The following is a 23,655-nucleotide window of genomic DNA, read 5'->3' on the forward strand; positions in this document are numbered from 1 at the left end:
GGACCTGGTGTGCGTGAAGTTTCATGAGTCCGTCCACATGCCGGGCACCGGATAGTGCGTGAAGACACTCGCGCCAGACGACGCGATTCCCAATCAATCGATTGACTGAGTGTGAACCTATGCGGACTCCTCGACCTCGTCAATACAAATCCAGTAAATTGCAGCTCAGTGGGTATCGGTATGCGGAACTTTGACTCGACTGCCGTTCCGTGGTTGTCTTTAAACCAATCAATCGATGGAGTGATATGCGCACACAAAAGCGAGACGTCCAACGCGCCGCGGTGACCTTGTTTGCGCAGAAGGGCTTCGCCGCGACCGGGATCAGAGAGCTGGGAACTGCCGCCGGGATCAACTCCGCCACGTTGTACCACCACATCGGAGGCGGCAAAGAAGAGCTGCTAGCAGAGATCATGCAGACCTGCCTGGACGCACTGCTGCACGGCGGCCGTGAGGCTCTTGCCGTGTCCTCGGAGGCCACTGAGCAGTTCGTTGCGCTGATCGCGTCCCATGTCGGAATCTCAGCCGTCAACCCACTGACCGCCCGGGTAACCGACCAGGAAATGCGCGCCCTGTCGCCACAGAGGTTTGACGCCTTAGTAGGACTCCGCGACGACTACGAGTCGATGTTCTCGGCAGTGCTGGAGCGCGGTGTCCGAACCGGCTTGTTTCATGTCAGCGACGTGCGCCTGACCCGGCTGGCGATTCTGGAGATGTGCAACGGTGTCGCGCACTGGTACCGCCCGGACGGACGGCTCACCGTGGAGCAAGTGCAGGGGCAATTCGTCGAGTTCGGTTGCAGGCTAGTGGGAACCGCCACTGAAGCAATCGACCGGATGGATGGGTTCGCCGCCCCGATCAGGCTCGACATCGAACCGCGTTCCGTTGCCACGGAGCAGAAAGACCCAGATATGGAGACTGCAGCCCAATGATCATCGACGCCCGTGTCCGCCTCCCTCAGGAACTGCGCCCCAATCCAAGCTATTCGGCTCCGGCCCTCCAAACCGATCAATACGACAAGGTGCTTGGTCTACGAGAGAAGATGAACACCGGAACCATGGCTGCGTTGTTGTCGGCCATGAATGACCACGGCATCGGCGCGGCCGTGATGCACGCCGAGTCTGAAGGTGGCGAAGACGCCGATGCGCTCAACGCGGCTCTGGCAAAAGTCCTTGTGGAGTATCCGAACATATTTCGGGGAATCGGAACGGTGGACCTGCTCGCCGGTCCCGGCCGCATTGCCTCACAAACTGCCCGCGTAGCCGATGACGGACTGCTCGGGATCACATTGCAACCGGCGTTTTTCGGCATGGACATCGACGAACGCAAGCTCTACCCGATGTATGCCCGCGCCGAGGAACTCGGCATGATCGTGGCGATCCATACCGGGATCAACTACTCGCGTCTGCACCCGATGCGGCACGAACGTCCCGATATGTTCGACCAAATCGCCTGTGACTTCCCCGACCTCAAACTGATCGCATGTCACGCAGGCTGGCCGTGGGCTACAGAATATGCCGCAGTCGCACGCCGGCATCCCACCGTGTATCTCGAATTCGGCGCGATTGCGCCAAGATACATCGCCCGACCAGGCACCGGTTGGGATGCGATGTTCTCGATGATGCCCAACCTTCTCCATGGCCAGGTTCTCTACGGTAGCGACTGGCCCATGATGGACCCCGCTAGAGCATTGGCCGAATGGCGGGAGTCGGGACTTCCTGAAGCAACGCTATCGAACCTCTTCCACGACAACGCCGCTGAGCTGTTCGGCTTCGAGGCGGGATCCACGCAGACGCCATGACCGCACGCCCAACAGCCGAGTCGGGACGGCTTGACACCTGCGCGACCATCACAGAATTGCTGACCGCGCGGGCAGAGATCGATGCCACTCAAGTGTTTCTCCGCACCGACACCGGCGATCTAACCTACCGCCAGGTGCATGACAAATCATCGAAACTTGCTGCCGCGCTCGCAGACATCGGTATTGGTGCGGGCGATGCGGTGGCTCTGCTCATGCGCAACTGCGCCGAGCAGGTGCTGCTTTGGTTCGCCCTGGCGCGGTTGGGCGCGGTACATGTCCCGATCAACACAGCGCTCAAGGGCGATCTACTCGCCCACGCGTTACGGGTGACAGGTACTCACATTGCCGTCGCGGACGAAGACCTACTCGACCAGCTGTACTCAGCCACCGGCGACGACGATTTGCTGCAAACCGTCGTCGTGCGCACAGCCAGCGGCAGCGCTGGCACGTCAGTTCACCAATCCACGGCGGATCTGAATGAGCTCATCACCAGAGGTGAGCTACGCCCAGCTCACCCCATCGATCCGTTGGATGACGCAACCATGCTGTTCACATCGGGCACCACTGGGCCGTCCAAGGCATGCGTGCTATCGCATCGGTACCTGTTGCGGCAGGGCCAACTTCATGCCTCAAGTTTCGATCTCCGCCGTGATGACGTGCTCTATTCGCCTTTTCCGCTGTTCCACATCGATGCCGCCACTCTCACCGTCGTTGCAGCCTTGGCCGTGGGAGCCACCGCAGCGATCGGCAGCCGGTTCAGCGTCTCGGGCTTCTGGGAAGAGGTGCGCAGCTTTGACGTATCGGTGTTCAATTTCATGGGCGCCACGCTGACGTTGCTCTGGAAACAGGATCCCATCCCTCAGGACCGCGACCATCGCGTTCGCCTGGCATGGGGTGTGCCGATGCCAGACTGGAAGGCGGGGTTCGAGCAGCGCTTCGGATTCCCGCTGTACCAGGTCTACGGACTAACTGATGCCGGTGTGCCTGTTTATGACCCGATCGATCATCCTCAGCGCCCCGGGGCCTGCGGACGCGTCATCGACGAGTTCGAGGTGCGTATCTCCGATGGAGATGACAACCCCGGTGTGTCGAGGCCCGGCCGCGTGGGTGAGATCCTGGTGCGTGGGCGCGAGCCGGGGTTGACCATGACGCGCTATCACGGCATGCCCGAAGCCACAGCCGGGACAATCGACAGGGCCGGATGGGTTCATACCGGCGATCTGGGCAGTTTCGACGAGGACGGCTATCTGACGTTCCATGGGCGGCTTTCCGACTCGATCAGGCGCCGCGGGGAGAACATCTCGGCATACGAAGTCGAGCAACTCGTCGAGAGTCATCCTGCGGTGGTGGAGGCAGCGGCCATCGGGGTGCCCAGCGAGTTCACCGAGGAAGAGATCAAGGTTTGTGTGGTGCGCCGCGTCGGTGCCGAGATAACCCCTGAGGCCCTCTACCGATACTGCCGTGAGCAGACTGCGCCGTTCATGGTGCCGCGCTACATCGAATTCGTCGATCAGCTGCCGAAGACGCCAACCCAAAAAGTGGAGAAGTTCATCCTCAGACAGCTGGGCATCACCAAGGCTACGTGGGACGGTGGCGAATCTCGTCGTCACGCCAGAGACGACAGCCGGGATGACAACGACGCGATCACCGATCCGCGCCTGCACGGCTAGGGCTCAGGACGCCGCCACGGGTGGCCGGCGGTCGGCCTCCGTACGCGGCACCGTCGTCGTGTCCGCGGGAGTGAACTCCTTGGTCCAGCAGGCGAACTCGAGGGTTATGCCGTCCGGATCCTGGAAATAGAACGACCGCACGTAGACACCGGGGTGCAGCGTCGCCGAGACCTGCATGGGGCTCTCATCGTGGTTGAGGATGGGCCCGACCCGAACGCCCTTGTCCTTGAGTCGCTGCCGATACTCGTCGAACTTCTCGGCCGGGACGTGGAAGGCGAGGTGGTTGAGCGACCCAACGGCGCTGACGATCTCGCCGATACCGGGGATGGCAGCGGGCGCGGTCACGCCCGGCACCCCGTCCGGCGCCTCGGCGAACCAGAAGAAGGCGACGCAGTCGCCGTTGCCCGCATCGAAGAAGAAGTGCTGCCCCATACCGTTCGGGAGATCGAGCGACTTGACCAGGGGCATACCGAGAATGCCCGAGTAGAAGTCGACGGTCTTGCTCATATCGGCACAGACCATGGCCACATGGTTGATACCGCCGAACTCGAACTCGGCGTTGGGATTGGCCGGCTTGATCATCGCGCGCCTCCTCGATGGGCTCTGAGGTCTGGTCAAGATCAGAATCTGAATCTAACATCAGATTCAGATGCGATCAATGGATCTCAGATCCGATCCGTGATCGCGGGAAGGCCACCCTTGACCGTCACACCCCGCGAACAGCTGCCCACCATCCGCGGGCGGCAGACGCAGGCTGCGATCGACGCGGCCGCGCGAACAGTAATCGCGCGCAAGGGGATCCTCGCGACCACCATCGCGGATATCGCCACCGAGGCGGGTCGCTCCACGGCGTCGTTCTACAACTATTACGACTCCAAGGAGGCGATGGTCCGCGAATGGGCGGTCCGCTTCCGCGACGAGGCCCGCGACCGCGCCCGCTCCGCCGCCGAGCCCGACCTGAGCAACCGGGAGCGGGCGCACCGGGCGGCCGCCGCGCACTGGCACACCTACCGACACCGCCTTGCCGAGAGCATCAGCGTGTCGCAGCTGGCGATGGTCAGCGACGACTTCGCCCAGTACTGGGCCGAGATCTGCGAACTGCCGATCAGCCTGGTCACCTCGATGGTGCAGAGCGCCCAGCAGCAGGGCTTCTGTCGCGACGACGACGCCCACCTCGTCGCCGTCGCCCTGGTGTCGATGTTGAACCAGTTCTGCTACACACAACTCAGTGGCGATGGCGCCGAAAAAGTCGATAACGAAGCCTGCATAACCACGCTGGCGAACGTCTTCTACCGCACGATCTATTACAAGGGGACCAGCCACTACCAGGGGGACATGGATAGATGACGAAGACATCGGGGGTGACGCCCGGCGTCACACGGGACTTCATCGGAGTCGACTCGCCGTCGGCTCGCCGGGCCGGCTCGGGTGGACATCCCTGCCAGGGCATCTACTACCGCGGCGTCGGCCGCAAGCCGAAGGTGGCCATGATCGCCACCCACTATCAGATCGACTTCTCCGAGCACTACCTCGCGGACTACATGGCCACCCGCGGGATCGGCTTCCTCGGCTGGAACACCCGATTCCGCGGCTTCGAGAGCAGCTTCCTGCTCGACCACGCGCTGGTCGACATCGGCGTGGGCGTGCGCTGGCTCCGCGAGGTCGCCGGGGTGGAAACCGTTGTGCTCCTGGGCAACTCTGGCGGCGGCTCCCTGATGGCCGCGTACCAGGCGCAGGCCGTCGACCCCCACGTCGTACCGCTGAGTGGTATGCGACCGGCCGCGGGACTGACCGAACTCCTGCCCGCGGACGGCTATGTGGCGAGCGCGGCACATCCGGGCAGACCCGAGGTCCTCACGGCATGGATGGACGGCTCCGTCGTCGACGAGGCCGATCCAGTCGCAACCGACCCCGAACTGGACCTGTTCGCCAAGCGCAACGGTCCGCCCTACTCGGCCGAGTTCGTCGACCGCTACCGCACCGCGCAGATCGCGCGCAACCACGCCATCACCGACTGGGTCGAGACTGAACTCAAACGCGTACGCGCGGCTGGCTTCTCGGATCGCCCCTTCACGGTGCACCGCACCTGGGCCGACCCCCGCATGGTGGATCCCACCCTCGAGCCCACCAAGCGTCCGCACAACTCGTGCTACGCCGGAGAACCCGTGCGGGCGAATCGCTCGGCGCACGGCATCGCCGGGGCCTGCACTCTGCGGGGCTGGCTGGGAATGTGGAGCCTTCGACACGCCCAGACGCGCGCCGAACCGCACCTCGCGCGCATCAAGAGCCCCGCGCTCGTCATCAACGCCGAACAGGACACCGGCGTGTACCCCTCCGACGCACAACGCATTCACGACGCGCTGGCCGGCACGGACAAGGCGTTGCACGCCATCGACTCGGACCACTACTTCACCACACCGGGTGCACGCAGCGAGCAGGCCGACTTCATCGCCAAATGGATCGCAAAACGGTGGCACTGAGAGTACTGGCCCACTTCACCCCGGGTGAGCGGGTGCTTGAGTACATTGCACCGCAGTCTGATTGGATCGACGTCCGGTTCTGCGCCGAGGACGACGATGACACCTTCTATCGCGAGCTACCCGAGGCCGAGGTGATCTGGCACGTCCTACGCCCCCTCTCGGGCCCAGACGTCGAGCGCGCCGGGCGATGCAAGCTGATCCACAAACTGGGCGCGGGCGTCAACACCATCGACGTCGACACCGCCACGCGCAACGGCATCGCGGTGGCCAATATGCCGGGAGCCAACGCGCCGTCGGTCGCCGAGGGCGCCGTACTTCTCATGCTCGCGGCGCTGCGTCGGCTCCCCGAGCTCGACCGCCGCACCCGCGAGGGCCGCGGCTGGCCCTCGGACCCGACGCTAGGTGAGACGGTGCGCGATATCGGCAGCTGCACCGTGGGCCTCGTCGGCTACGGCAACGTCGCCAAGCGGGTCGAGACGATCGTGACGGCAATGGGCGCCGACGTCCTGCACACCAGCACGCGCGATGACGGGCAGCCCAGGTGGCGTCCGGTTCGCGAGCTGCTAGCTGAAAGCGACATCGTCTCGCTGCACCTGCCCCTGACCGATCAGACCAAGGGGCTGATCGGCGCGGAGGCGCTGACCGCGATGAAGTCAGACGCCGTGCTGGTCAACACATCACGCGGGCCCATCGTCGATGAGGAGGCACTGGTGGACGCGCTTGCTGGCAATCGGATCGCCGCGGCGGGCCTCGACGTCTTCACCGACGAACCGGTCTCAGCCGGCAACCCGCTTCTCGCGCTGCCCAATGTGGTGGCGACGCCACACGTCGCCTGGTACACGGCCGACACGATGCGGCGTTACCTGGCCGAGGCGGTCGACAACTGTGCCCGTCTGCGCGATGGCCGCGACTTGGTGAACCTGGTTAACGACCATCCCGTCCGCCGCTCCTGAGCGCCCGAGTACCCTCGTTCCCAACCGACCGGTTAATAGAGGAGGCAATGAATGCCCATCGCGATCCTGTCCGAGCACACTGACCTGGCCGAATCGGTACGTTCGTTCATCGAACGAGTGGCACCGTCTGAGGTGCTACATGAGGCGTTGGAGACTCCCATCTCCAACCCGCCCTCCTTCTGGTCCGCCGCCGCCGAACAGGGTCTGCAGGGTGTCCATCTGTCCGAGGCCGTCGGCGGCCAGGGCTTCGGCATCCTCGAACTCGCCATCGTGCTCGCCGAGTTCGGCTACGGCGCCGTCCCGGGTCCGTTCGTGCCGTCGGCCATCGCCAGCGCACTGATCGCGGCCAACGACCCCGAGGACAAGCGCCTCGAGGGGCTGGCCTCCGGCGAGGTCATCGCCGCCTACGCCATCGACTCCGGCCTGACCGCCACCCGCCAGGGCGAGAGCCTGATCATCCGCGGCGAGGTGCGGGCCGTGCCCGCCGCCGCGCAGGCATCCCTTCTGGTCCTGCCCGTCGCGATCGACGGTGGCGAGGAGTGGCTGCTGCTCGACGCCGACCAGGTCGGCATCGAACCCGTTGAGAGCGTCGACCCGCTGCGCCCGCTCGCACACGTGCGGGCCGACGCCGTTGAGATCGGCGACGATCGCGTGCTGTCCAACCTCAGCCGTGTCCAGGCGCGCGCACTGATGTCGACGCTGCTGTCGGCCGAATGTGTCGGCGTCGCCCGGTGGGCCACCGACACCGCCGCCGAGTACGCCAAGATTCGCGAGCAGTTCGGGCGTCCCATCGGCCAGTTCCAGGCCATCAAGCACAAGTGTGCCGGGATGATCGCCGAGACCGAGCGCGCCACCGCCGCGGTGTGGGACGCGGCGCGCGCCATCGACGAGTTCAGTGGCGGAAACGCCGACAGCGCCTACGAGTTCGCCGCCGCCGTCGCCGCCACGCTGGCGCCCGTCGCGGCCCAGCACTGCACCCAGGACTGCATCCAGGTGCACGGTGGCATTGGCTTCACCTGGGAGCACGACACCAACGTCTTCTACCGGCGCGCGATCGTGCTGGCCGCCAGCTTCGGCCGCGCCGCCGACTACCCCCAGCAGGTCGTCGACGTCGCGACGAGCGCCGGCATGCGTTCGATCGACATCGACCTGGATCCCGACACCGAGAAGCTCCGCGCCGAGATCCGTGCGGAAGTTGCTGCGCTGAAGGAGATTCCGAGTCAGGAGCGCACAACCGCGATCGCCGAGGGCGGCTGGGTGCAGCCGCACCTGCCCAAGCCGTGGGGCCGGGCGGCCGCGCCGATCGAGCAGATCATCATCGCGCAGGAGTTCTCCAGCGGGCGGGTCAAGCGACCGCAGATGGGCATCGCCGCCTGGATCATCCCGTCGATCGTGGCGTACGGCACCGACGAGCAGCAGCAGCGCTTCCTGCCGCCGACATTCCGCGGCGAGATGATCTGGTGCCAGCTGTTCTCCGAGCCGGGCGCGGGCTCTGACCTCGCCAGCCTGACCACCAAGGCGACCAAGGTCGACGGTGGCTGGCGCATCACCGGACAGAAGATCTGGACCACCGGCGCGCAGTACAGCCAGTGGGGCGCCCTGCTGGCCCGTACCAACCCGTCGGCGCCGAAACACGCTGGTATCACCTACTTCCTGCTCGATATGAAGTCCGAGGGCGTCGAGGTCAAGCCGCTACGGGAGCTGACCGGCAATGCGATGTTCAACACCGTCTTCATCGACGATGTGTTCGTCCCCGACTCCATGGTGCTCGGCGAGGTGGACCGCGGATGGGAGGTCAGCCGCAACACGCTGACCAACGAGCGGGTGTCGATCGGCAGCAGCGAGCCGCCGTTCCTGGCCAGCCTCGACCAGTTCGTCGAGTTCCTCAAAGAGGACCACTTCGACCAGATCGAGCAGAACCACGCGGGCCGGCTGATCGCCGAGGGCCATGCCGCCAAGCTGCTCAACATGCGCTCGACACTGCTGACGCTCGCCGGTGGCGACCCGATGCCCGCTGCCGCGATCTCCAAGCTGCTGTCGATGAAGACCGGCCAGGGCTACGCCGAGTTCGGGGTGTCCTCATTCGGCACCGACGCGGCGATCGGCGATAAGGAGCAGCCGGCAGGCAAGTGGGCCGAGTACCTGCTGGCCGGCCGCGCGACGACGATCTACGGCGGCACGTCCGAGGTGCAGCTCAACATCATCGCCGAGCGTCTGCTGGGCCTGCCCCGCGATCCGTAGACGCGGGACTCCCCCGTCGAGTTCTGCACCATCGTCGTTGTTGGACGACCCAGATCGCGACAGTGGTGCAGAATTCGGGGGAATCACTGCCGGGAGGTGACCCACGAGCGCCGAGGTGACACTGCGCCAGTTGCGGTACTTCGCCGTGCTCGGCGAGGAACTCAACTACCGACGCGCGGCCGAGTGTCTGTTCATCACGCAGCCCGCGCTGTCGACGGCGATCAAAGCACTGGAGAACCACTTCGGCGTCGTGCTGTTCACCCGCAACACCCGCGAGGTCGCGCTGACCGACCTCGGCGCCGCCTGGCTGCCCCAGGTGCAGCAGGCCCTCGGTGGAGTGGACGCCGTCGTCGAGAACCTCGTCACCCTCTCCGGCACGCGCCAGGGCCGGTTGCGACTCGGCTACCTCATCGGCACCGGGGCCGACCTCCTGTTCCGGGTGGTGCGGCATTTCGAGTCCGCATACCCCGATATCACCGTCGCGCCCATTGAGTTCGACTTCGCCGATCCCACAGCGGGTTTGGCCAGCGGCAGCACCGACGTCGCTCTCATTCGGCCGCCCGTGGATCTCCCCGACCACCGCATGCTGATCCTGGACTCCGAGACGTGGATGGCATGCTTGCCGCGCGATCACAGGCTGGCCGACCGCACCGAGATCGCGATCACCGAACTGCTCGACGACCCGATCGTCTGCGCGCCGCTGACCGCGGGAACCTGGCGTGACTACTGGTTGGCGATGGACGTGCGCGGGCACCGCCCACCTTCCATCGCCGCGGTCGCCGCCACATATGAGGCCGAGACGACGTCCATCGCGCGCGGCCTCGGCATCAGCTTCACCACCTCGTCGGTGGCGCGGTTCTACGACCGCCCCGGCATCGTTTACGTGCCAATCACAGATCGGCCGCCGAGCTACACGGCGCTGGCGTGGAACCCCGCGGGGCTGAGTCCGCAGGCGGATGCGCTGGTCAGACACGTGCAGGAGCATTGGAACTTCGGCGATGCGCAGCATCGGGACGCACCGGCCACCTACTTCTGAGACGACGGTGACAACGATTGATAAACCGAGCTTATGAGTAGATCAAAACATTGAACTTCCGGTGTGCGCGCAATCCGGCTTTCCTGGCATCACTCGTTATCCGGCAACGCATGACCTGGAGTGACCGTGACCGATACCCCCGTACGACACGTTGATTCACCGCCATCCGCGCTCAACACCGAGGACGCCAAGCTCGCCGAACTCGGCTACGAGCAGAAGCTCGACCGCTCGGTCGGAACACTGGCGTCCTTCGCGATCGGCTTCGCCACCATCAGCGCGACCACGGCGGTGTTCACCGGCTTCGGCGCCGGCTACTTCACGGCGGGCGCACCGTTCGTGTGGACGCTGCTACTGGCCGGCGTGGTGTTCGCCCTGTGGACGTTCATCGCCGCCGACCTGACCGCCAAGCTGCCGCTGGCCGGCTATTCCTACCAGTGGATCAGCCGCATCAACGGACCCGACCTCGCCTGGTTCACCGGATTCATCGCCCTCATGGGATGGGTGTGCGGCATGACCGGCGTCGGCTTCATCCTGTCCGGCTACCTCGGCGGGCTGTTCGGCTGGACCATGACCCAGAGCGCCCAGATCCTGCTGGCCATCGGCGTGGTTGCGGTGTGTGTGCTGATCAACATCTACGGTGTCCGCTTCGCCACCATGGTCAACAACATCGGCGTCAGCCTCGAACTCGTCATCACGGTCGGCGCCACTGCCCTGATCGCGATCATCGCGTTCTCCGCACCCGAGAACCACCAGCCGATCTCGGTGCTGTTCACCGGCGGCGAAGCCGGAGACAAGGACTCCTACATGCTGGCCTGGCTGGCCGCCGCGCTCGGACCGTTCTTCGGCCTGATCGGTGTCGAGTCCGGTGCCGATGTCGCCGAGGAGACCAAGGATGCGCGACGGGTCGTCCCGAAAACGATGTTCTACGCCCTGGTCACCTCAATCGTCATCGAGCTGCTGATGTACATCGTCTACGTGCTCGCCATCAAGGACGTCGCCGCCGTCGAGGCCAATTCCGCTGCGCCCATTGAGGAGATCATCACGCAACAGGCCGGCCCCCTCGTCACGAAGATCATCGTGGCCGTCGCGCTGACGAACATCCTGGCGTGCCTGCTGGCCAACATCCTGGTGGCCACGCGGCTCAGCTACTCGATGGCGCGCGACAACATGCTGCCGTTCTCACACATCTGGCGGCACGTCTCCCCAACCCGCAAGACGCCCACCTACTCGATCATCGGCCTTGGCTGCCTGTCGACCCTGCTGCTGCTCTCGGCGCTGGTCAACGAGAAGGCGTTCAACTTCATCATCGGCATCGCGTCGCTGCTGTTCTTCTTCGTCTACATCCTGCAGACCATCGGCCTGCTGGTCGGCGTCCGCAAGGGCACCATCCCCGAGCCCGAACCCGGCACGTTCGACCTCGGCAGGTTCCGTCTGCCGCTCTACATCACGGCGCTGGTTGTCTTCCTGGGCGTCGCGGTGGCGCTGCTGTTCCTGCCGCAGTTCACCAGCAACAAATGGGTGTTCCTCGGCGTCGTCGTCATCGCCGCGCTCTGGTGGGCCACCGGCTTGAAGGCAAGGTTGCGCCGCGGCGAGGCCGGCGTCAACTACGTCAAGACCCACTCTGTCTGAGCCAGACTCAATCTCCAGAAGGGACAACATTTCTCATGACCGTCACATTGGGAACCAGCAACCTGGTCGCCGTCGAACCCGGCGCCATCCGCGAGGACACCCCGCCCGGATCGGTGATCCAGTACAGCGACTACGAGCTCGACACATCCAGCCCGTTCGCGGGTGGCGTGGCGTGGATCGAGGGTGAGTACATGCCCGCCGAGGAGGCGAAGATCTCGATCTTCGACACCGGTTTCGGTCACTCCGACCTGACCTACACAGTGGCGCACGTATGGCACGGCAACGTCTTTCGGCTGGGCGATCACCTGGACCGCCTGCTGGACGGCGCGCGCAAGCTCCGCCTGGATGCGGGCATGAGCAAGGAGGAACTCGCCGAGATCACCCGCAAGTGCATCTCGATGTCGCAGCTACGCGAGTCCTTCGTCAACCTGACCGTCACGCGCGGATACGGAAAACGCAAGGGCGAGAAGGACCTGACGAAACTCACCCACCAGGTCTACATCTATGCGATCCCGTATCTGTGGGCCTTCCCGCCCGCCGAACAGATCTTCGGCACCACCGCGATCGTGCCGCGCCACGTCCGCAGGGCTGGCCGCAACACCGTCGACCCCACCATCAAGAACTACCAGTGGGGCGATCTGACCGCGGCGAGCTTCGAGGCCAAGGACCGCGGTGCGCGTACGGCGATCCTGCTGGACTCTGACAACTGCGTGGCCGAGGGGCCCGGCTTCAACGTCTGCATCGTCAAGGACGGCAAGCTGGCGTCCCCGTCGCGAAACGCCCTGCCCGGGATCACCCGCAAGACCGTGTTCGAGCTGGCCGACGCCATGGGCATCGAGGCAACCCTGCGCGACGTCACCAGCCATGAGCTGTACGACGCCGATGAGCTGATGGCCGTCACCACCGCGGGAGGGGTCACCCCGATCAACACACTCGACGGCGAGCCGATCGGAAACGGCGAGCCGGGACCGATGACCGTCGCGATCCGCGACCGGTTCTGGGCGCTCATGGACGAGCCCGGTCCGCTGATCGAGGCGATCGAGTACTAGATCAGGCCCTCAGTCATCGGGTGATATCAGCGGCCGCCACGCGGCCAGCGCCGACCGCGCGATGGTCTCCAGGGTCGCCCGGTCGGCGCCGTCGCGCGCCTGGATCGACATGCCCTGCTGCACCGTGACGTAGAAGCGAGCGATCGCGGAAACGTCTGCTGTCGAAGGGATCTCCCCGGTGTCAACGCCGCGTGACAGAAGTTCGGCCAGCTCGGCGGTGTTCGCCTCGCGTTTGTCGACGAGGTCGGCCCGAAGCGCCTCCGTCGCGCCGTTGACGTGCAACGCCGACAGCACGATCAGGCAACCCGTTGGACAGTCACCACGGGTGAAGGCGCGCGCCGTCGTCATCAGGTAGCTCTCGACCGCACCGTAGGCGGTGTCGGCGGCGGTCACCGCTTCCCAGATCTCCGTGCCTGCGCTCTGCCCGTAATGCTCCACCGCCTCGCGAAACAGATCGTCCTTGCACCCGAAGGCCGCGTACAGGCTCGTCGACCCGATGCCCATGGCCGACGTCAGGTCGGCCATCGACGTGCCCTCGAAACCCTTCTCCCAGAACAGCTCCATGGCACGTTCGAGCGCTGCCGTCCTGTCGAACTCCCTCGGCCGTCCACGTGTCGCCACCGGTACCACCCTTCACGCAATTCTGCATCGAATAATACAGAAACTCTTGACGGGACGGTTGGCCGCTCATACATTTGCATCGATCACTACAGAAATGGAGCAGCGATGCAGAAGCTCGACGGAAAGAGAGCCTTCGTGACCGGCGCCAGCCGGGGAATCGGTGCGGCCATCGCCCGCCGGTTGGCCGACGACGGCGCCGCCGTGGCCGTGGGTTACGAACACTCATCAGACGCGGCGCGGGCCGTTGTCGACGCCATCACCGACGACGGTGGACGCGCCGTTGCGGTCCAGATGTCGGCGGACGATCCCGCGGCGGTCCGTCGGGCGGTGGATGAGGCGGCCGAAGCTCTTGGCGGACTGGACATCCTGGTGAACAACGCGGGCATCTACCGCGATGGTCCCGTCGAGGAGATGACGCTGGAGGATGTCGACGCGACGTTGAACGTCAACGTGCGCGCGGTGATGCTCGCATCGCAGGCCGCACTGGCGCACCTGCCGGAGGGCGGTCGGATCATCTCCACCGGCAGCAACCTGGCGACCCGCGTGCCCGGGGCGGGCATGGCGCTGTACTCGGCGAGCAAGGCGGCGCTGATCGGGTGGACGCAGGGACTGGCCCGCGATCTCGGTCCCCGCGGAATCACCGTGAACGTCGTGCATCCGGGTTCCACCGACACCGACATGAACCCGGCCGACGGTCCACATTCGGCGGATCAGCTGGCGCTCATGGCGATTCCGCGCTATGGCACGCCCGCGGATGTTGCCGCGCTCGTCGCATTCGTCGCAGGCCCGGAAGCCGGTTCGATCAACGGAACCGGCCTGACCGTGGACGGCGGCGCCAACGCGTGACCTCCGTCGACGCGGACGCCGACCGGGCCCTGCGTCGGGTGCTCCTGCTGCTCACGCCCGCGATCATGCTGGCCGTCGCCACCGAGTTCATCGTCGTCGGGCTGCTGCCGCCGATCGCCAGCGAGTTCGATGTGCCGCTCTCTACTGCTGGGCAGCTGACCGCGGTGTTCGCGATCGCCGCGGCGGTGATCGGACCACTCGTCACACTTGTCGTGAGTCGTGTCCCGCCGCAAACGCTGCTCACGGCGGCGCTCGTGCTGTTCGGGGTGGGAAACGGCGTCATCGCCGTTGCCTCGGACTTCACTCTCATGCTGGTGGTGCGGGGCGTGCAGGGGGCGTTTCTACCGGCCCTCATCGGTGTCGGGACGGCGGAGGTCCTGCGGCATGCCCCTGCGGTATCGCGTGGCCGCGCGCTGGCCCGGGCCAATCTCGGCTTCGTGCTCGGCGTGCTGCTCGCGCTGCCCGCGGGTATCGCGCTGGCGCAGGGTGGCGACTGGCGTCTGCCGTTCGTCGTGCTGGCGATCGCTTCCCTGCCTGTCGCGGCAGCAGTGGCATTACTGTTCCCGCGCGACCACCACGTGCCCGACCGGCCGTCACCCCGTATCGCCGACGACCTCGCCCTGCTGCGCCGGCCCCGGTTCCTCGGTCACCTCGCTCTGTCGGTCGCGATCTTCGCCGCCATGTTCTCGGCCTACACCTATCTGGGTGCGTGGTTCGAGGACGTCATGGGACTCGACGCCGGCCGTCTCGCGCTCGCATTTCTCCTGTTCGGCGCTGTCGGAGTCGCGGGCAATTTCATCGCAGAACGTATCGCCGACCGGTTCCCGCTAGCGGCAACCGCATTCACTGCGGTCGCACTCACCGTCGCCGTGAACCTGGCAGCCTGGACCGGAGACTCGATTCTTGCGGCCGTCATTCCACTGGCCGTCTGGGGCGTGATGCACACCGCGGGTGTCACGCTCAGCCAGGTTCGGGTGACGTTGGCCGGTGCCACCGCGCCGGCCTTCGCCATGACCTTGAACATCTCGACGGCCAACCTCGGCATCGCCGTGGGAGCACTCGTCGGCGGGTGGGCCGTAGACCACTTGGGTCTGGCCGGGCTCGGCGTAATGCCCGCCGCGCTCACCGTGGTGGCGCTCCTGATCATCATGCCGTTACGGGCGAAACACCCTGTGTCACGGCAGAATCGAGTCGACGTAGCCGCCGTCCACCCGGACCGCGGCTCCCGTCGTCGCCGACGCCAGCGGGGACGCCAGGTAGATCACCATGTTGGCGACCTCGGCAGGCTCGATCAGCCTCTGTAGCAACGACTGTGGACGGTGCTTGCGCATGAACTCGCGCTGCGCCTGGTCCCACGGAAGGGACTTGTCGACCAGCTCGTAGACGAAGTCCTCGACGCCGCCGGTGTGGGTGGGGCCGACGATCACCGAGTTCACCGTGACACCGGTGCCTGCGGCGTCCTTGGCGAATCCGCGCGACACCGCCAGCAGCGCGGTCTTGGAGACGCCGTAGTGGATCATCTCGGCGGGGATGACGATCGCCGAGTCACTCGCGATCTGTAGGACCCGCCCCCAGCCCCGTTCCGTCATCGCGGGCAGATACGTCCGGATCAGCCGGACGGCCGTCAGCACGTTGACGTCGAAGTACGTGCGCCACTGCTCGTCGGTGATCTGGCGGGCTGGTACGGCACCGAAGATGCCGAGGTTGTTGACCAGCACGTCGACGGTCGGCAGGGCAGCCACCAGCTCGGCGACGCCGTCGTCGGTGGTGACGTCGGCCGCAACGCCGATGACGTCGGCTCCGGTCGCCCTGCGCAGATCGGCGACGGCGGCGTCGACCCGCTCCGCCGATCGGCCGTTCACCGCGACGCGGGCGCCGCTGGCGGCCAGCCCCTCGGCGATCGCGTAGCCGATCCCCTGGGTCGAGCCGGTGACGAGTGCGGTCTTACCAGTCAGGTCGATGTTCACGATTTCGTACTACCACCGGAGGCCGTGAACTATTCCGAAGTGGGGCAAGCTGACGGGATTCGTCCCGAATTCGCCCCATCGACGGACCAGGCACGCCGATCGGTCCGCAGGGAATTTCGCCTGTCTCGCGGAACTCCACGCGGGGGCTCGCTCCTCCGGCCGCAGTGGGACTTAGACCGGTGGGCACAGAAACGGTTTGGCAGATCGCCGTGGGTAGGGTTCGCTTGAGAGCGTGGCCCACCTCAACATCGCCGACGTCGACTACTTCCTCCCCGATGGTCGACAGTTGCTCAACGGTGTGAGCTTTCGGGTCGGCAGTGGTGCCAAAACGGCACTGATCGGCCCGAATGGGGCCGGCAAAACGACGTTGCTCCGCATCATCGCCGGGGATGCGGTGGCAGACGAGGGCGCTATCACACGATCCGGAACACTAGGCGTCATGCGCCAATTCGTCGGACAGGTCCGCGACGACTCCACGGTGCGCGATCTGCTGCTGTCGGTGTCCCCAGCACCGATTCGCGACGCAGCGCTGGCGCTCGACACCGCAGAGAACGCGATGATCGAGCGCGACGAAGAATCAACCCAGATGAGGTATTCACACGCGCTGGCCGATTGGGCAGACGTGGGTGGCTACGAGGCCGAGGACTTCTGGGACAAGGTCACTGTCTCGGCTCTCGGTGTCGCGTACGACCGTGCGAAGTGGCGAAAGGCCAACTCCCTCAGTGGCGGCGAGCAGAAGCGGTTGGTTCTCGAAGCCCTGTTCGCCGGGTCTGACGACGCTCTTCTTCTGGACGAGCCGGACAACTACCTCGACGTGCCGGGTAAGAGATGGTTGGAAAAGACGATCTCGGAGTCGACGAAGGTGGTCCTGTTCGTCAGCCACGACCGCGAACTGATCGCCAACGCCGCGACCCACATCGTCACGCTGGAACCGGGGATCAGCGGCGCGACGTCGTGGACCCACGGCGGCGGGTTGGCCAGCTACCACCAGGCACGTGAGGATCGGAACACGCGCTTCGAAGAACTACGCCGACGCTGGGACGAAGAGCACGCGAAACTGCGTGCCCTGGTTCTGCGATTGCGGGAGAAGGCGAAGTTCAACGACGGTGTCGCCGCTCGCTATCACGCTTCGCAGACCAGGTTGGCGAAGTTCGAGGAAGCCGGACCACCCGAGGCGATTCCGCTTCAGCAAAAGGTGACCGTCCGACTTGCCGGTGGACGAACTGCCAAGCGCGCCTTGGTATGCCAGGAACTCGAGTTGACCGGGTTGATGAAGCCGTTCAACACCGAGATCTGGTACGGAGATCGAGTTGCCGTGCTGGGCTCCAACGGGTCAGGGAAGTCTCACTTCCTCCGGCTCTTGGCGGGCGGAGGAAGTGATCCCGGGACCGAGCACCTACCCGTCGAGGCGCTCGACATCGCGCCGGTCGAGCACGGTGGCACCGCGACGCTCGGCGCTCGCGTCCGCCCCGGATTGTTCGCCCAGACGCATTCCCGACCAGACCTCACCGGCAACACACTGCTCGAGATTTTGCACATGGGCGACGAGCACCGCGACGGGATGGGACGCGAAGCGGCGAGCCGCACTCTCGATCGCTATGGACTGTCGCAATCTTCGGAGCAAAAGTACGACGACCTGTCCGGTGGTCAGCAGGCACGTCTGCAGATCCTGCTCCTGGAACTCTCCGGCGCCACGCTGCTGTTGCTCGACGAGCCGACCGACAACCTCGACCTCCACTCGGCGGATGCGCTGGAGCAAGGGATCGCGCAGTTTGCCGGTACGGTCATCTCGGTCACCCACGATCGTTGGTTCGCTCGCGGGTTCGACAGGTTCCTGGTCTTCGGTTCAGACGGGAATGTGTACGAGAGCGAATCTCCGGTATGGGACGAATCGAGGGTCGAACGCGTCCGCTGAGGCATCAGGACTCGGTAATGCTCAGGCCGCGAGGTGACTCCACGCCCGCGCGAGGTCTGTCCAGGGCCCCATTGCGGCGATCTCACCATTGACGAGGACTACCACGCGGTCAGCCTTCGACAGTGCCGCTCGCTTGGAGCTAGCACCAAGCACCGTCATGCCGCGGGCACGAAGTCCGGCCCACACCTCCACCTCGGTGGCCGCGTCGAGAGCGCTGGAGATATCGTCGGCGAGAAGCAGTTCCGGCTCCACCGCGAGTGCCCTGGCGAGCGCCAGACGCTGAACCTGTCCACCGGACAGGCGGACCCCGCGATGACCGACGATCGCGTCGATGCCACCCGCGGCCGCGATGTCCGGCGCGAGGCGCGCATCGGTGACGGCCCGATCGATCTCGCGATCATGATCGAGGCGCACGTTGTCGGCGAACGTCCCCGACAGCACCCGCGGGACCTGTGCGACGTGCGCAACTTGGCCCGGCCGCAAGAACGTCTGCGCATCCGCGACCTCGACTCCATTCCAGCGGATCTCGCCGGTGTGGCCCACCAGACCGCACAGCACCGACAGCAGGCTCGACTTTCCCGATCCGACCTGGCCGAGCAGTAGGACCAGCTCGCCGGCGTCGACGGTGAGATCGACCCCGGCGATGCCACGAGTACCATCGTCGTGAACCGCCGTCACATTGCGAAGTTCGATGCGTTGCAACGGAGTTCGCGGCTGCAGGGTCGGACGCGGTGCCGTTCCGGCCACGACGTCGATGCCCGGTGGGATATCCATCAGGTCGGCACCGCCAGCGAAGCGGCTGGTCGCCTGCTGCCACGCGCGGGTTCCCGGCGCCTCGGTGACCACCGCCCCGGCGACGCTACCGAAGTAGTCGAAGCCAGCGACCGCACCCGAGACGAGCAGCGCAACCGCCAGATCCCAACCGTTGAGCAGATAGACGATCCACGCCGCGACAACACCCAGCTGCACCATCACGACGGGGACTCCGAAGAGTGCCGACTCGACTCGGTGCTCACGTACGGCAGCGCCGACGCGGCCCCTGTCGACGCGGTCGAGGTGTGCGCGCACGTCGCCGGTGGCGGCGGCGAGCTTGACGGTGCGCATGCACTCCAGCGCCGAGACCAGCGACCGGCCGAAGTCCGCGCGGGTCGCGGAGGCCGCTGCCGCCGACCGTCCCGCGATCGGTCGACCGGCCACCGAAGCCACTGCCGCAGCGACCATTACGGCCAAGAGAATGGCTCCCGCGATCACCGTCCCACCGAGGAAGGACGCAATGACCACGATGACAAGCCCGCTGACGACGTCGACCCAGCGATCGGCGTATCGAAGGAATCGGTCCGAGTCGAGTACTCGCGACACCACCTCGCCCGGTGGGGTTCGGACCAGCCGGTGTTGTCGGGTCTGAGCATCGAGCACCGTCATCCGAATGCGCAGCGAGCATGCGGACCACCACGGCATGAACCGACGCATCGCCCAGGCCAAGACAAAGGGCTCAGCCACGATGCTCAGCACGACGACGACGGTGAGCAGCACCGGCGTCCTGCCTTCGGTCAAGTTCTGGACGAGTTGGCCCCAAACGAACCCGCTGATGGCGCCGGTCGCGCCGAGCAGACCCGTCAGCAAGAACAGCAACGCCCCGAGGAGCCCCCAGGTGGGGTAAACCCGCACCATGTGGGCGATCCCGCGGGCCAGGCTCGGTCCGCCATCGACGTCGGGTTGCTGCGGAGGCGTCCCCTGACGTCGGACACCTCCGATCGCCGTGCTGACGTCTTCGAACGCCGGTTCTGGCGTCACCTCAGCGGTTCCGACTTCAACGGCACCGGACGCGTCGAGAAGTTCACGGAACGGACCTGGTCGTGATTCGAGTTCGGCGCGCGGCCCCTGGTCGATGATCTGGCCACGGTCGAGTACGGCTACCTGGTCGGCGCGCGCGACGGTCGAAAGGCGGTGCGCAATGAGGATTCCGGTGCGATCGGCCAGTAGTCGATCCGCCGCGCGGACTACCAGGTCCTCCGTGACCGGATCCATGCGCGCCGTCGCCTCGTCGAGTACCACGACACGGACGGCGCGGACCAGCAGTCGGGCGAAGGCGACGAGTTGTTCTTCCCCCGCCGACAGCGTCGTGCCGCCAGGACCGAGGATCGTGTCGAGACCGTCAGGCAGGCTGTCGACCCAATCCGTCAGATCGAGCTCGGTGACCGCGTCCTGCACACGCTCCCGGGGCAGAGCGCCGAACAGCGCGATGTTCTCGGCCAGTGTTCCGGCGAGGATCTCGGTGCGTTGGGTGACCACCCCGATCGACGCCCGCAACTGTTGCAGGTCGAGATCGAGGACGTCGACCCCGCCGACGAACAGCGAGCCGCGTTCGGGGTTGACGGCACGCGACACGAGCGACGCGAGCGTCGACTTGCCGGAGCCGCTCCGACCAACGAGTGCGCAGGTAGTGCCTTCCTTCACGTGCAGGTCGATGCCGCGAAGGGCGAAGGTGCCCTCGGTGTAGGAGAAGTGCAGATCGTTGAACTCGATGTCGACGGAGCTGCCTGAAATAGCTTCTCCGCCATGGGGTTCGGACTCGCTGGCGAGGAGCTGTCGAAGTCGGATGATGGCACCCATACCCGCCTGCAGCTCGGGTAGCTGTCGTGCAAGCTGGGCTATCTCACCGACGAGGGTGGCGCTGACGAGGAAGAGTGTGATCAATTGAGCGACGTCGAGGTCGCCGCCGGTGACCAACGCGACACCCGCAATCACCACACCGCCCAGAAGGGCATGCAGCAGCCCGCCGGCACGGAGGGTCATCCGCGATTCCACGCTCACCACGGCACGAAAGCGTCGTTGGATGTTGCCCGACAGCTCGGCGCATCGTCGCAGGACATGTGCCTGACCAAGGCTGGTGCGCATGTCATCTCGAGCGGCGATGCCCTCTTCCATGGCCGCGGCGTGGTCGGTCCAGGCGATCTCCTCGGCGACCTTGCGCTTACTCAGTTCGTGCAGCAGTGGCCGGATCACCATCAGGGTCAGTGGGCCGACGACGGGGAAGATGATCCATGCTGGCCACCATGTGAGGCCGGCGACGATCCACATCGGCAGGGTAGAGAAGACGGTGCGCATCGTGTCCCACAGCTGCAGCCGGACGAGCGATCCGACTTCGTGGGTGTCGTCGTCGACACGGTCGAGCACCTCGCCAACGGCCTGCTCCGACAACTGCTCAAGCGGCTGGTTCAACGCGGCCGTGAGCAGATCACGCCGCAGTTTCCCCTCGGCGCGGTCGGCGATGGCGGCCCAGATGGTGCGTCCCGCGGTGTCGAACAAGGCATAACCCAACAGGCATCCGGCAAGAACCGCGATAGTGGTCCACACCGGGTTCGCGGCGAGCCGACCGATGACGACCGTGCCCAACGATTGCAGGATCGCGGCGATGGCCATGGCGACCAGTGCCAAGCTGGTGCCCGGCCTCCACAGCCGGCGCCAGTTGACGGTGCGGTCGAGTTCAACGGCATCGCCGGCGGACCACGTTGACGTGCTCGCGCCCGGCCGCGCTGTCGTAGTGGTCATAGTTTGGTGGTGGTCATGGTTCCTGAAGCTACGCATTGGCATTGCCGATGCGCATCCCATTTTCGCGGGCACCGCAGACAGGTGCTACCCAGGCCGATGAGCCACTATCGGTCGCCTGTAGTGAAATACCTTGAGTACCAACGACTTTTAGTCGTCGGCGCCGCTTCTACTCCGAGCTGTCCTCGCCGTGCTTGGCGAGTTCGCGCTTGAGGATCTTGCCCGTCGGGTTGCGCGGCAGCTCGGCGAGGAAGATCACCTCGCGCGGCACCTTGTATCGGGCCAGGTTGTCCTTGACGTAGGCCTTGATGGCGTCCTCGTCGACGCTCGCGCCCTCAACCCTGACGACGAAGGCCCGAAGTCGGTGACCCCACTCCTTGTCCTCGACACCGAGCGCGGTGGCCTCGATGACGTCGGGGTGTCCGCTGATCAGATCCTCGACCTCGGCGGGGAAGACGTTCTCCCCGCCGGAGACGATCATCTCGTCGTCGCGGCCGCTGACGTAGAGCAGGTCGTGCTCGTCGAAGTAGCCGACGTCACCGGATGACATGAGCCCATCGATGATCGCCTTGTGGCCACCACCGGTGTAACCCTCGAACGGGAACGTGTTGCCGACGAAGATGCGGCCCACCTCGCCGCGGGGGACCTCGTTGCCGTTGTCGTCGAAGAGCTTGACCTTCACACCCTTGATCACCGGTCCGACGGTCGACGGGTTGATCGACAGATCCTTTGGCCGCGCGATGGTGACGAACGCGATCTCGGTCGACCCGTAGAGGTTGTAGATGACCGGCCCGAGATCCCGCAGCGCGCGGGTGGCCAGCTCACCGCCGAGCTGCGATCCGGAGACGAAGACGATGCGCAGGCTCGACAGGTTGGGCTTGGGGCTGGTCTTGTCCAGCTCATCGAGGATGCGTGACAACATCACCGGCACCACGACCATCGCCGTCACGCGGTTCTTCTCGATGTCGGCGAGGACGTCGGCAGGCCTGAATCGCCGGCGCAGAACCAACGTGCTGCCCAGCATCATCGCGATGGTGGCGTGCAGGAAGCCGAGTGCGTGGAACATCGGCGCGGGTAGCGAGGTCACCTCACCGGCCTTGAACGGCACGTGCGACAGCACGCCACCGATCGGTGCCAGCGACGGCGGGGCACTGCGGTTGGCGCCCTTGGGAGTACCGGTGGTGCCGCTGGTGAGGATGATGATCTTGGAGTGGCGGGTGGCCTTCGGCGGGGTCTCACTCTTGCTCCGCGCGATCAGGTCGGCCAGCGTCTCGTCGGTGCTCTCCGACGGCGCGTTCTTATCCGGGTTGGTCGGCAACGCCCGCAGCCTGCCAAGCGGCGGGTCGGCCGACGCGACGGCGCTGGTGTACTCGTCGTCGAAGATGATCAGCTTGGCTCCCTCGCGCTCGGAGACCTCCTTGATCTGCGGGCCGGAGAACTCGCTGTTGAGCAGGATCAGCCGGGCACCGACCTTGGCAGCGCCGTAGAGCGCGACGAGGAACCACCGGTGGTTGCGGATCAGCATCGCGACCCCGTCACCACCCCGCACACCCATCGCCAGAAGTCCGTTGGCAACGGCGTTGGCGGCGTCGTCGAGTTCCTTGAATGTCATCTCACCGTCGTCGTCGACGACGGCGGCCCGGTTCGGCGTGCGACGAGCGTTGAGTGCGGGAATCATGCCGATCTCGCCCCACCTGCGGATATCGGCCAGCATCGCGGCGATGTTCTGCGGAGCTTCCAGCTTCAGTGCGCCGGCCTCGAACATCTTGCGGGCGTAGTGCAGTTCAGCAGCACCGCGCTCCGCATACTGCTGCACCTTCGCCGGCAGGTCAGAGAGGTTCACCATGCAACCACCCTATGTGACGCACATCGCACGAGGTCCAGAACTGCACGGCGCTCAC

The 23,655-nt window shown here is 65.6% G+C and carries 17 protein-coding genes and 1 pseudogene; 13 read left to right on the forward strand and 5 right to left on the reverse strand.

What is annotated here, in order from left to right:
- Positions 1 to 281: 281 nt before the first annotated feature.
- From ACZY0X_RS04510 to ACZY0X_RS04520, 3 genes are read left to right on the forward strand one after another with little or no spacing between them, the layout of a single operon-like run.
- On the forward strand, positions 282 to 929 hold the full coding sequence (locus ACZY0X_RS04510; RefSeq protein ID WP_463768771.1) for a TetR/AcrR family transcriptional regulator: 648 nt from the start codon (positions 282 to 284) through the stop codon (positions 927 to 929).
- Positions 926 to 1,798 (forward strand): amidohydrolase family protein, encoded by an 873-nt coding sequence (locus ACZY0X_RS04515; RefSeq protein WP_463768386.1) that lies wholly within the window; start codon positions 926 to 928, stop codon positions 1,796 to 1,798. Before ACZY0X_RS04510 ends, ACZY0X_RS04515 begins: the two co-directional genes overlap by 4 nt.
- Positions 1,795 to 3,468, forward strand: coding sequence for an AMP-binding protein (locus ACZY0X_RS04520; RefSeq protein WP_463768387.1), 1,674 nt, complete (start codon positions 1,795 to 1,797; stop codon positions 3,466 to 3,468). The genes ACZY0X_RS04515 and ACZY0X_RS04520 overlap by 4 nt, the downstream gene beginning before the upstream one ends.
- Positions 3,469 to 3,471: 3 nt before the next feature.
- On the opposite strand, the gene ACZY0X_RS04525 is transcribed toward ACZY0X_RS04520, so the two are convergent.
- Positions 3,472 to 4,050, reverse strand: a complete 579-nt coding sequence (locus ACZY0X_RS04525) for a VOC family protein (protein ID WP_463768388.1) — start codon at positions 4,048 to 4,050, stop codon at positions 3,472 to 3,474.
- A 117-nt stretch (positions 4,051 to 4,167) separates the two neighbouring features.
- Here ACZY0X_RS04525 and ACZY0X_RS04530 point away from each other — a divergent pair, with 117 nt between their 5' ends.
- The 7 genes from ACZY0X_RS04530 to ACZY0X_RS04560 all read left to right on the forward strand — a co-directional run bounded on the left by ACZY0X_RS04530 (position 4,168) and on the right by ACZY0X_RS04560 (position 12,856).
- Positions 4,168 to 4,815 (forward strand): TetR/AcrR family transcriptional regulator, encoded by a 648-nt coding sequence (locus ACZY0X_RS04530; RefSeq protein WP_463768389.1) that lies wholly within the window; start codon positions 4,168 to 4,170, stop codon positions 4,813 to 4,815.
- Positions 4,812 to 5,948, forward strand: coding sequence for an alpha/beta hydrolase family protein (locus ACZY0X_RS04535; RefSeq protein ID WP_463768390.1), 1,137 nt, complete (start codon positions 4,812 to 4,814; stop codon positions 5,946 to 5,948). Before ACZY0X_RS04530 ends, ACZY0X_RS04535 begins: the two co-directional genes overlap by 4 nt.
- Positions 5,945 to 6,901 (forward strand): 2-hydroxyacid dehydrogenase, encoded by a 957-nt coding sequence (locus tag ACZY0X_RS04540; RefSeq protein ID WP_463768772.1) that lies wholly within the window; start codon positions 5,945 to 5,947, stop codon positions 6,899 to 6,901. The genes ACZY0X_RS04535 and ACZY0X_RS04540 overlap by 4 nt, the downstream gene beginning before the upstream one ends.
- Positions 6,902 to 6,952: 51 nt before the next feature.
- Positions 6,953 to 9,142: an acyl-CoA dehydrogenase gene (locus ACZY0X_RS04545; protein ID WP_463768392.1), complete on the forward strand. Its 2,190-nt coding sequence runs from the start codon at positions 6,953 to 6,955 to the stop codon at positions 9,140 to 9,142.
- A 115-nt stretch (positions 9,143 to 9,257) separates the two neighbouring features.
- Positions 9,258 to 10,178, forward strand: a complete 921-nt coding sequence (locus tag ACZY0X_RS04550) for a LysR family transcriptional regulator (RefSeq protein ID WP_463768393.1) — start codon at positions 9,258 to 9,260, stop codon at positions 10,176 to 10,178.
- Positions 10,179 to 10,304: 126 nt separating this feature from the next.
- Positions 10,305 to 11,807, forward strand: a complete 1,503-nt coding sequence (locus tag ACZY0X_RS04555; RefSeq protein WP_463768394.1) for an APC family permease — start codon at positions 10,305 to 10,307, stop codon at positions 11,805 to 11,807.
- A 35-nt stretch (positions 11,808 to 11,842) separates the two neighbouring features.
- Positions 11,843 to 12,856 carry an aminotransferase class IV gene (locus ACZY0X_RS04560; protein ID WP_463768395.1) on the forward strand — a complete coding sequence of 338 codons (1,014 nt, stop codon included), beginning with the start codon at positions 11,843 to 11,845 and terminating at the stop codon, positions 12,854 to 12,856.
- A 9-nt stretch (positions 12,857 to 12,865) separates the two neighbouring features.
- Here the strand turns inward: ACZY0X_RS04560 and ACZY0X_RS04565 are convergent, their stop codons facing one another.
- On the reverse strand, positions 12,866 to 13,477 hold the full coding sequence (locus ACZY0X_RS04565; protein WP_463768396.1) for a TetR/AcrR family transcriptional regulator: 612 nt from the start codon (positions 13,475 to 13,477) through the stop codon (positions 12,866 to 12,868).
- Between the two features lie 105 nt (positions 13,478 to 13,582).
- Here ACZY0X_RS04565 and ACZY0X_RS04570 point away from each other — a divergent pair, with 105 nt between their 5' ends.
- Complete coding sequence (locus ACZY0X_RS04570) at positions 13,583 to 14,323, forward strand: 3-oxoacyl-ACP reductase family protein (protein WP_463768398.1); 741 nt, start codon at positions 13,583 to 13,585, stop codon at positions 14,321 to 14,323.
- Between the two features lie 65 nt (positions 14,324 to 14,388).
- Positions 14,389 to 15,282: pseudogene (locus tag ACZY0X_RS04575) on the forward strand (MFS transporter); the annotation flags it as partial.
- Positions 15,283 to 15,498: 216 nt separating this feature from the next.
- On the opposite strand, the gene ACZY0X_RS04580 reads toward ACZY0X_RS04575, so the two are convergent.
- Positions 15,499 to 16,290: an SDR family NAD(P)-dependent oxidoreductase gene (locus ACZY0X_RS04580; RefSeq protein ID WP_463768399.1), complete on the reverse strand. Its 792-nt coding sequence runs from the start codon at positions 16,288 to 16,290 to the stop codon at positions 15,499 to 15,501.
- A 232-nt stretch (positions 16,291 to 16,522) separates the two neighbouring features.
- Here ACZY0X_RS04580 and ACZY0X_RS04585 point away from each other — a divergent pair, with 232 nt between their 5' ends.
- Positions 16,523 to 18,205 (forward strand): ABC-F family ATP-binding cassette domain-containing protein, encoded by a 1,683-nt coding sequence (locus ACZY0X_RS04585; protein ID WP_463768400.1) that lies wholly within the window; start codon positions 16,523 to 16,525, stop codon positions 18,203 to 18,205.
- A gap of 21 nt (positions 18,206 to 18,226) precedes the next feature.
- Here ACZY0X_RS04585 and ACZY0X_RS04590 read toward each other — a convergent pair whose 3' ends face one another.
- Both ACZY0X_RS04590 and fadD2 read right to left on the reverse strand, forming a co-directional pair.
- Positions 18,227 to 21,757 carry an ATP-binding cassette domain-containing protein gene (locus tag ACZY0X_RS04590; protein ID WP_463768401.1) on the reverse strand — a complete coding sequence of 1,177 codons (3,531 nt, stop codon included), beginning with the start codon at positions 21,755 to 21,757 and terminating at the stop codon, positions 18,227 to 18,229.
- Between the two features lie 166 nt (positions 21,758 to 21,923).
- Positions 21,924 to 23,600 carry a long-chain-fatty-acid--CoA ligase FadD2 gene (gene fadD2, locus ACZY0X_RS04595; RefSeq protein ID WP_463768402.1) on the reverse strand — a complete coding sequence of 559 codons (1,677 nt, stop codon included), beginning with the start codon at positions 23,598 to 23,600 and terminating at the stop codon, positions 21,924 to 21,926.
- Positions 23,601 to 23,655 lie beyond the last annotated feature (55 nt).

It is taken from the genome of Mycobacterium sp. IDUB_39 (assembly GCF_055419205.1).

What these genes read in the sequence shown, in the direction of transcription:
- ACZY0X_RS04515 (WP_463768386.1), top strand. Translation starts at nt 926, where the DNA reads ATGATCATCGACGCCCGTGTCCGCCTCCCTCAGGAACTGCGCCCCAAT.
- ACZY0X_RS04520 (WP_463768387.1), top strand. Translation starts at nt 1,795, where the DNA reads ATGACCGCACGCCCAACAGCCGAGTCGGGACGGCTTGACACCTGCGCG.
- ACZY0X_RS04525 (WP_463768388.1), bottom strand. Translation starts at nt 4,050, where the DNA reads ATGATCAAGCCGGCCAATCCCAACGCCGAGTTCGAGTTCGGCGGTATC.
- ACZY0X_RS04535 (WP_463768390.1), top strand. Translation starts at nt 4,812, where the DNA reads ATGACGAAGACATCGGGGGTGACGCCCGGCGTCACACGGGACTTCATC.
- ACZY0X_RS04545 (WP_463768392.1), top strand. Translation starts at nt 6,953, where the DNA reads ATGCCCATCGCGATCCTGTCCGAGCACACTGACCTGGCCGAATCGGTA.
- ACZY0X_RS04560 (WP_463768395.1), top strand. Translation starts at nt 11,843, where the DNA reads ATGACCGTCACATTGGGAACCAGCAACCTGGTCGCCGTCGAACCCGGC.
- ACZY0X_RS04570 (WP_463768398.1), top strand. Translation starts at nt 13,583, where the DNA reads ATGCAGAAGCTCGACGGAAAGAGAGCCTTCGTGACCGGCGCCAGCCGG.
- ACZY0X_RS04590 (WP_463768401.1), bottom strand. Translation starts at nt 21,757, where the DNA reads ATGACCACTACGACAGCGCGGCCGGGCGCGAGCACGTCAACGTGGTCC.
- fadD2 (WP_463768402.1), bottom strand. Translation starts at nt 23,600, where the DNA reads ATGGTGAACCTCTCTGACCTGCCGGCGAAGGTGCAGCAGTATGCGGAG.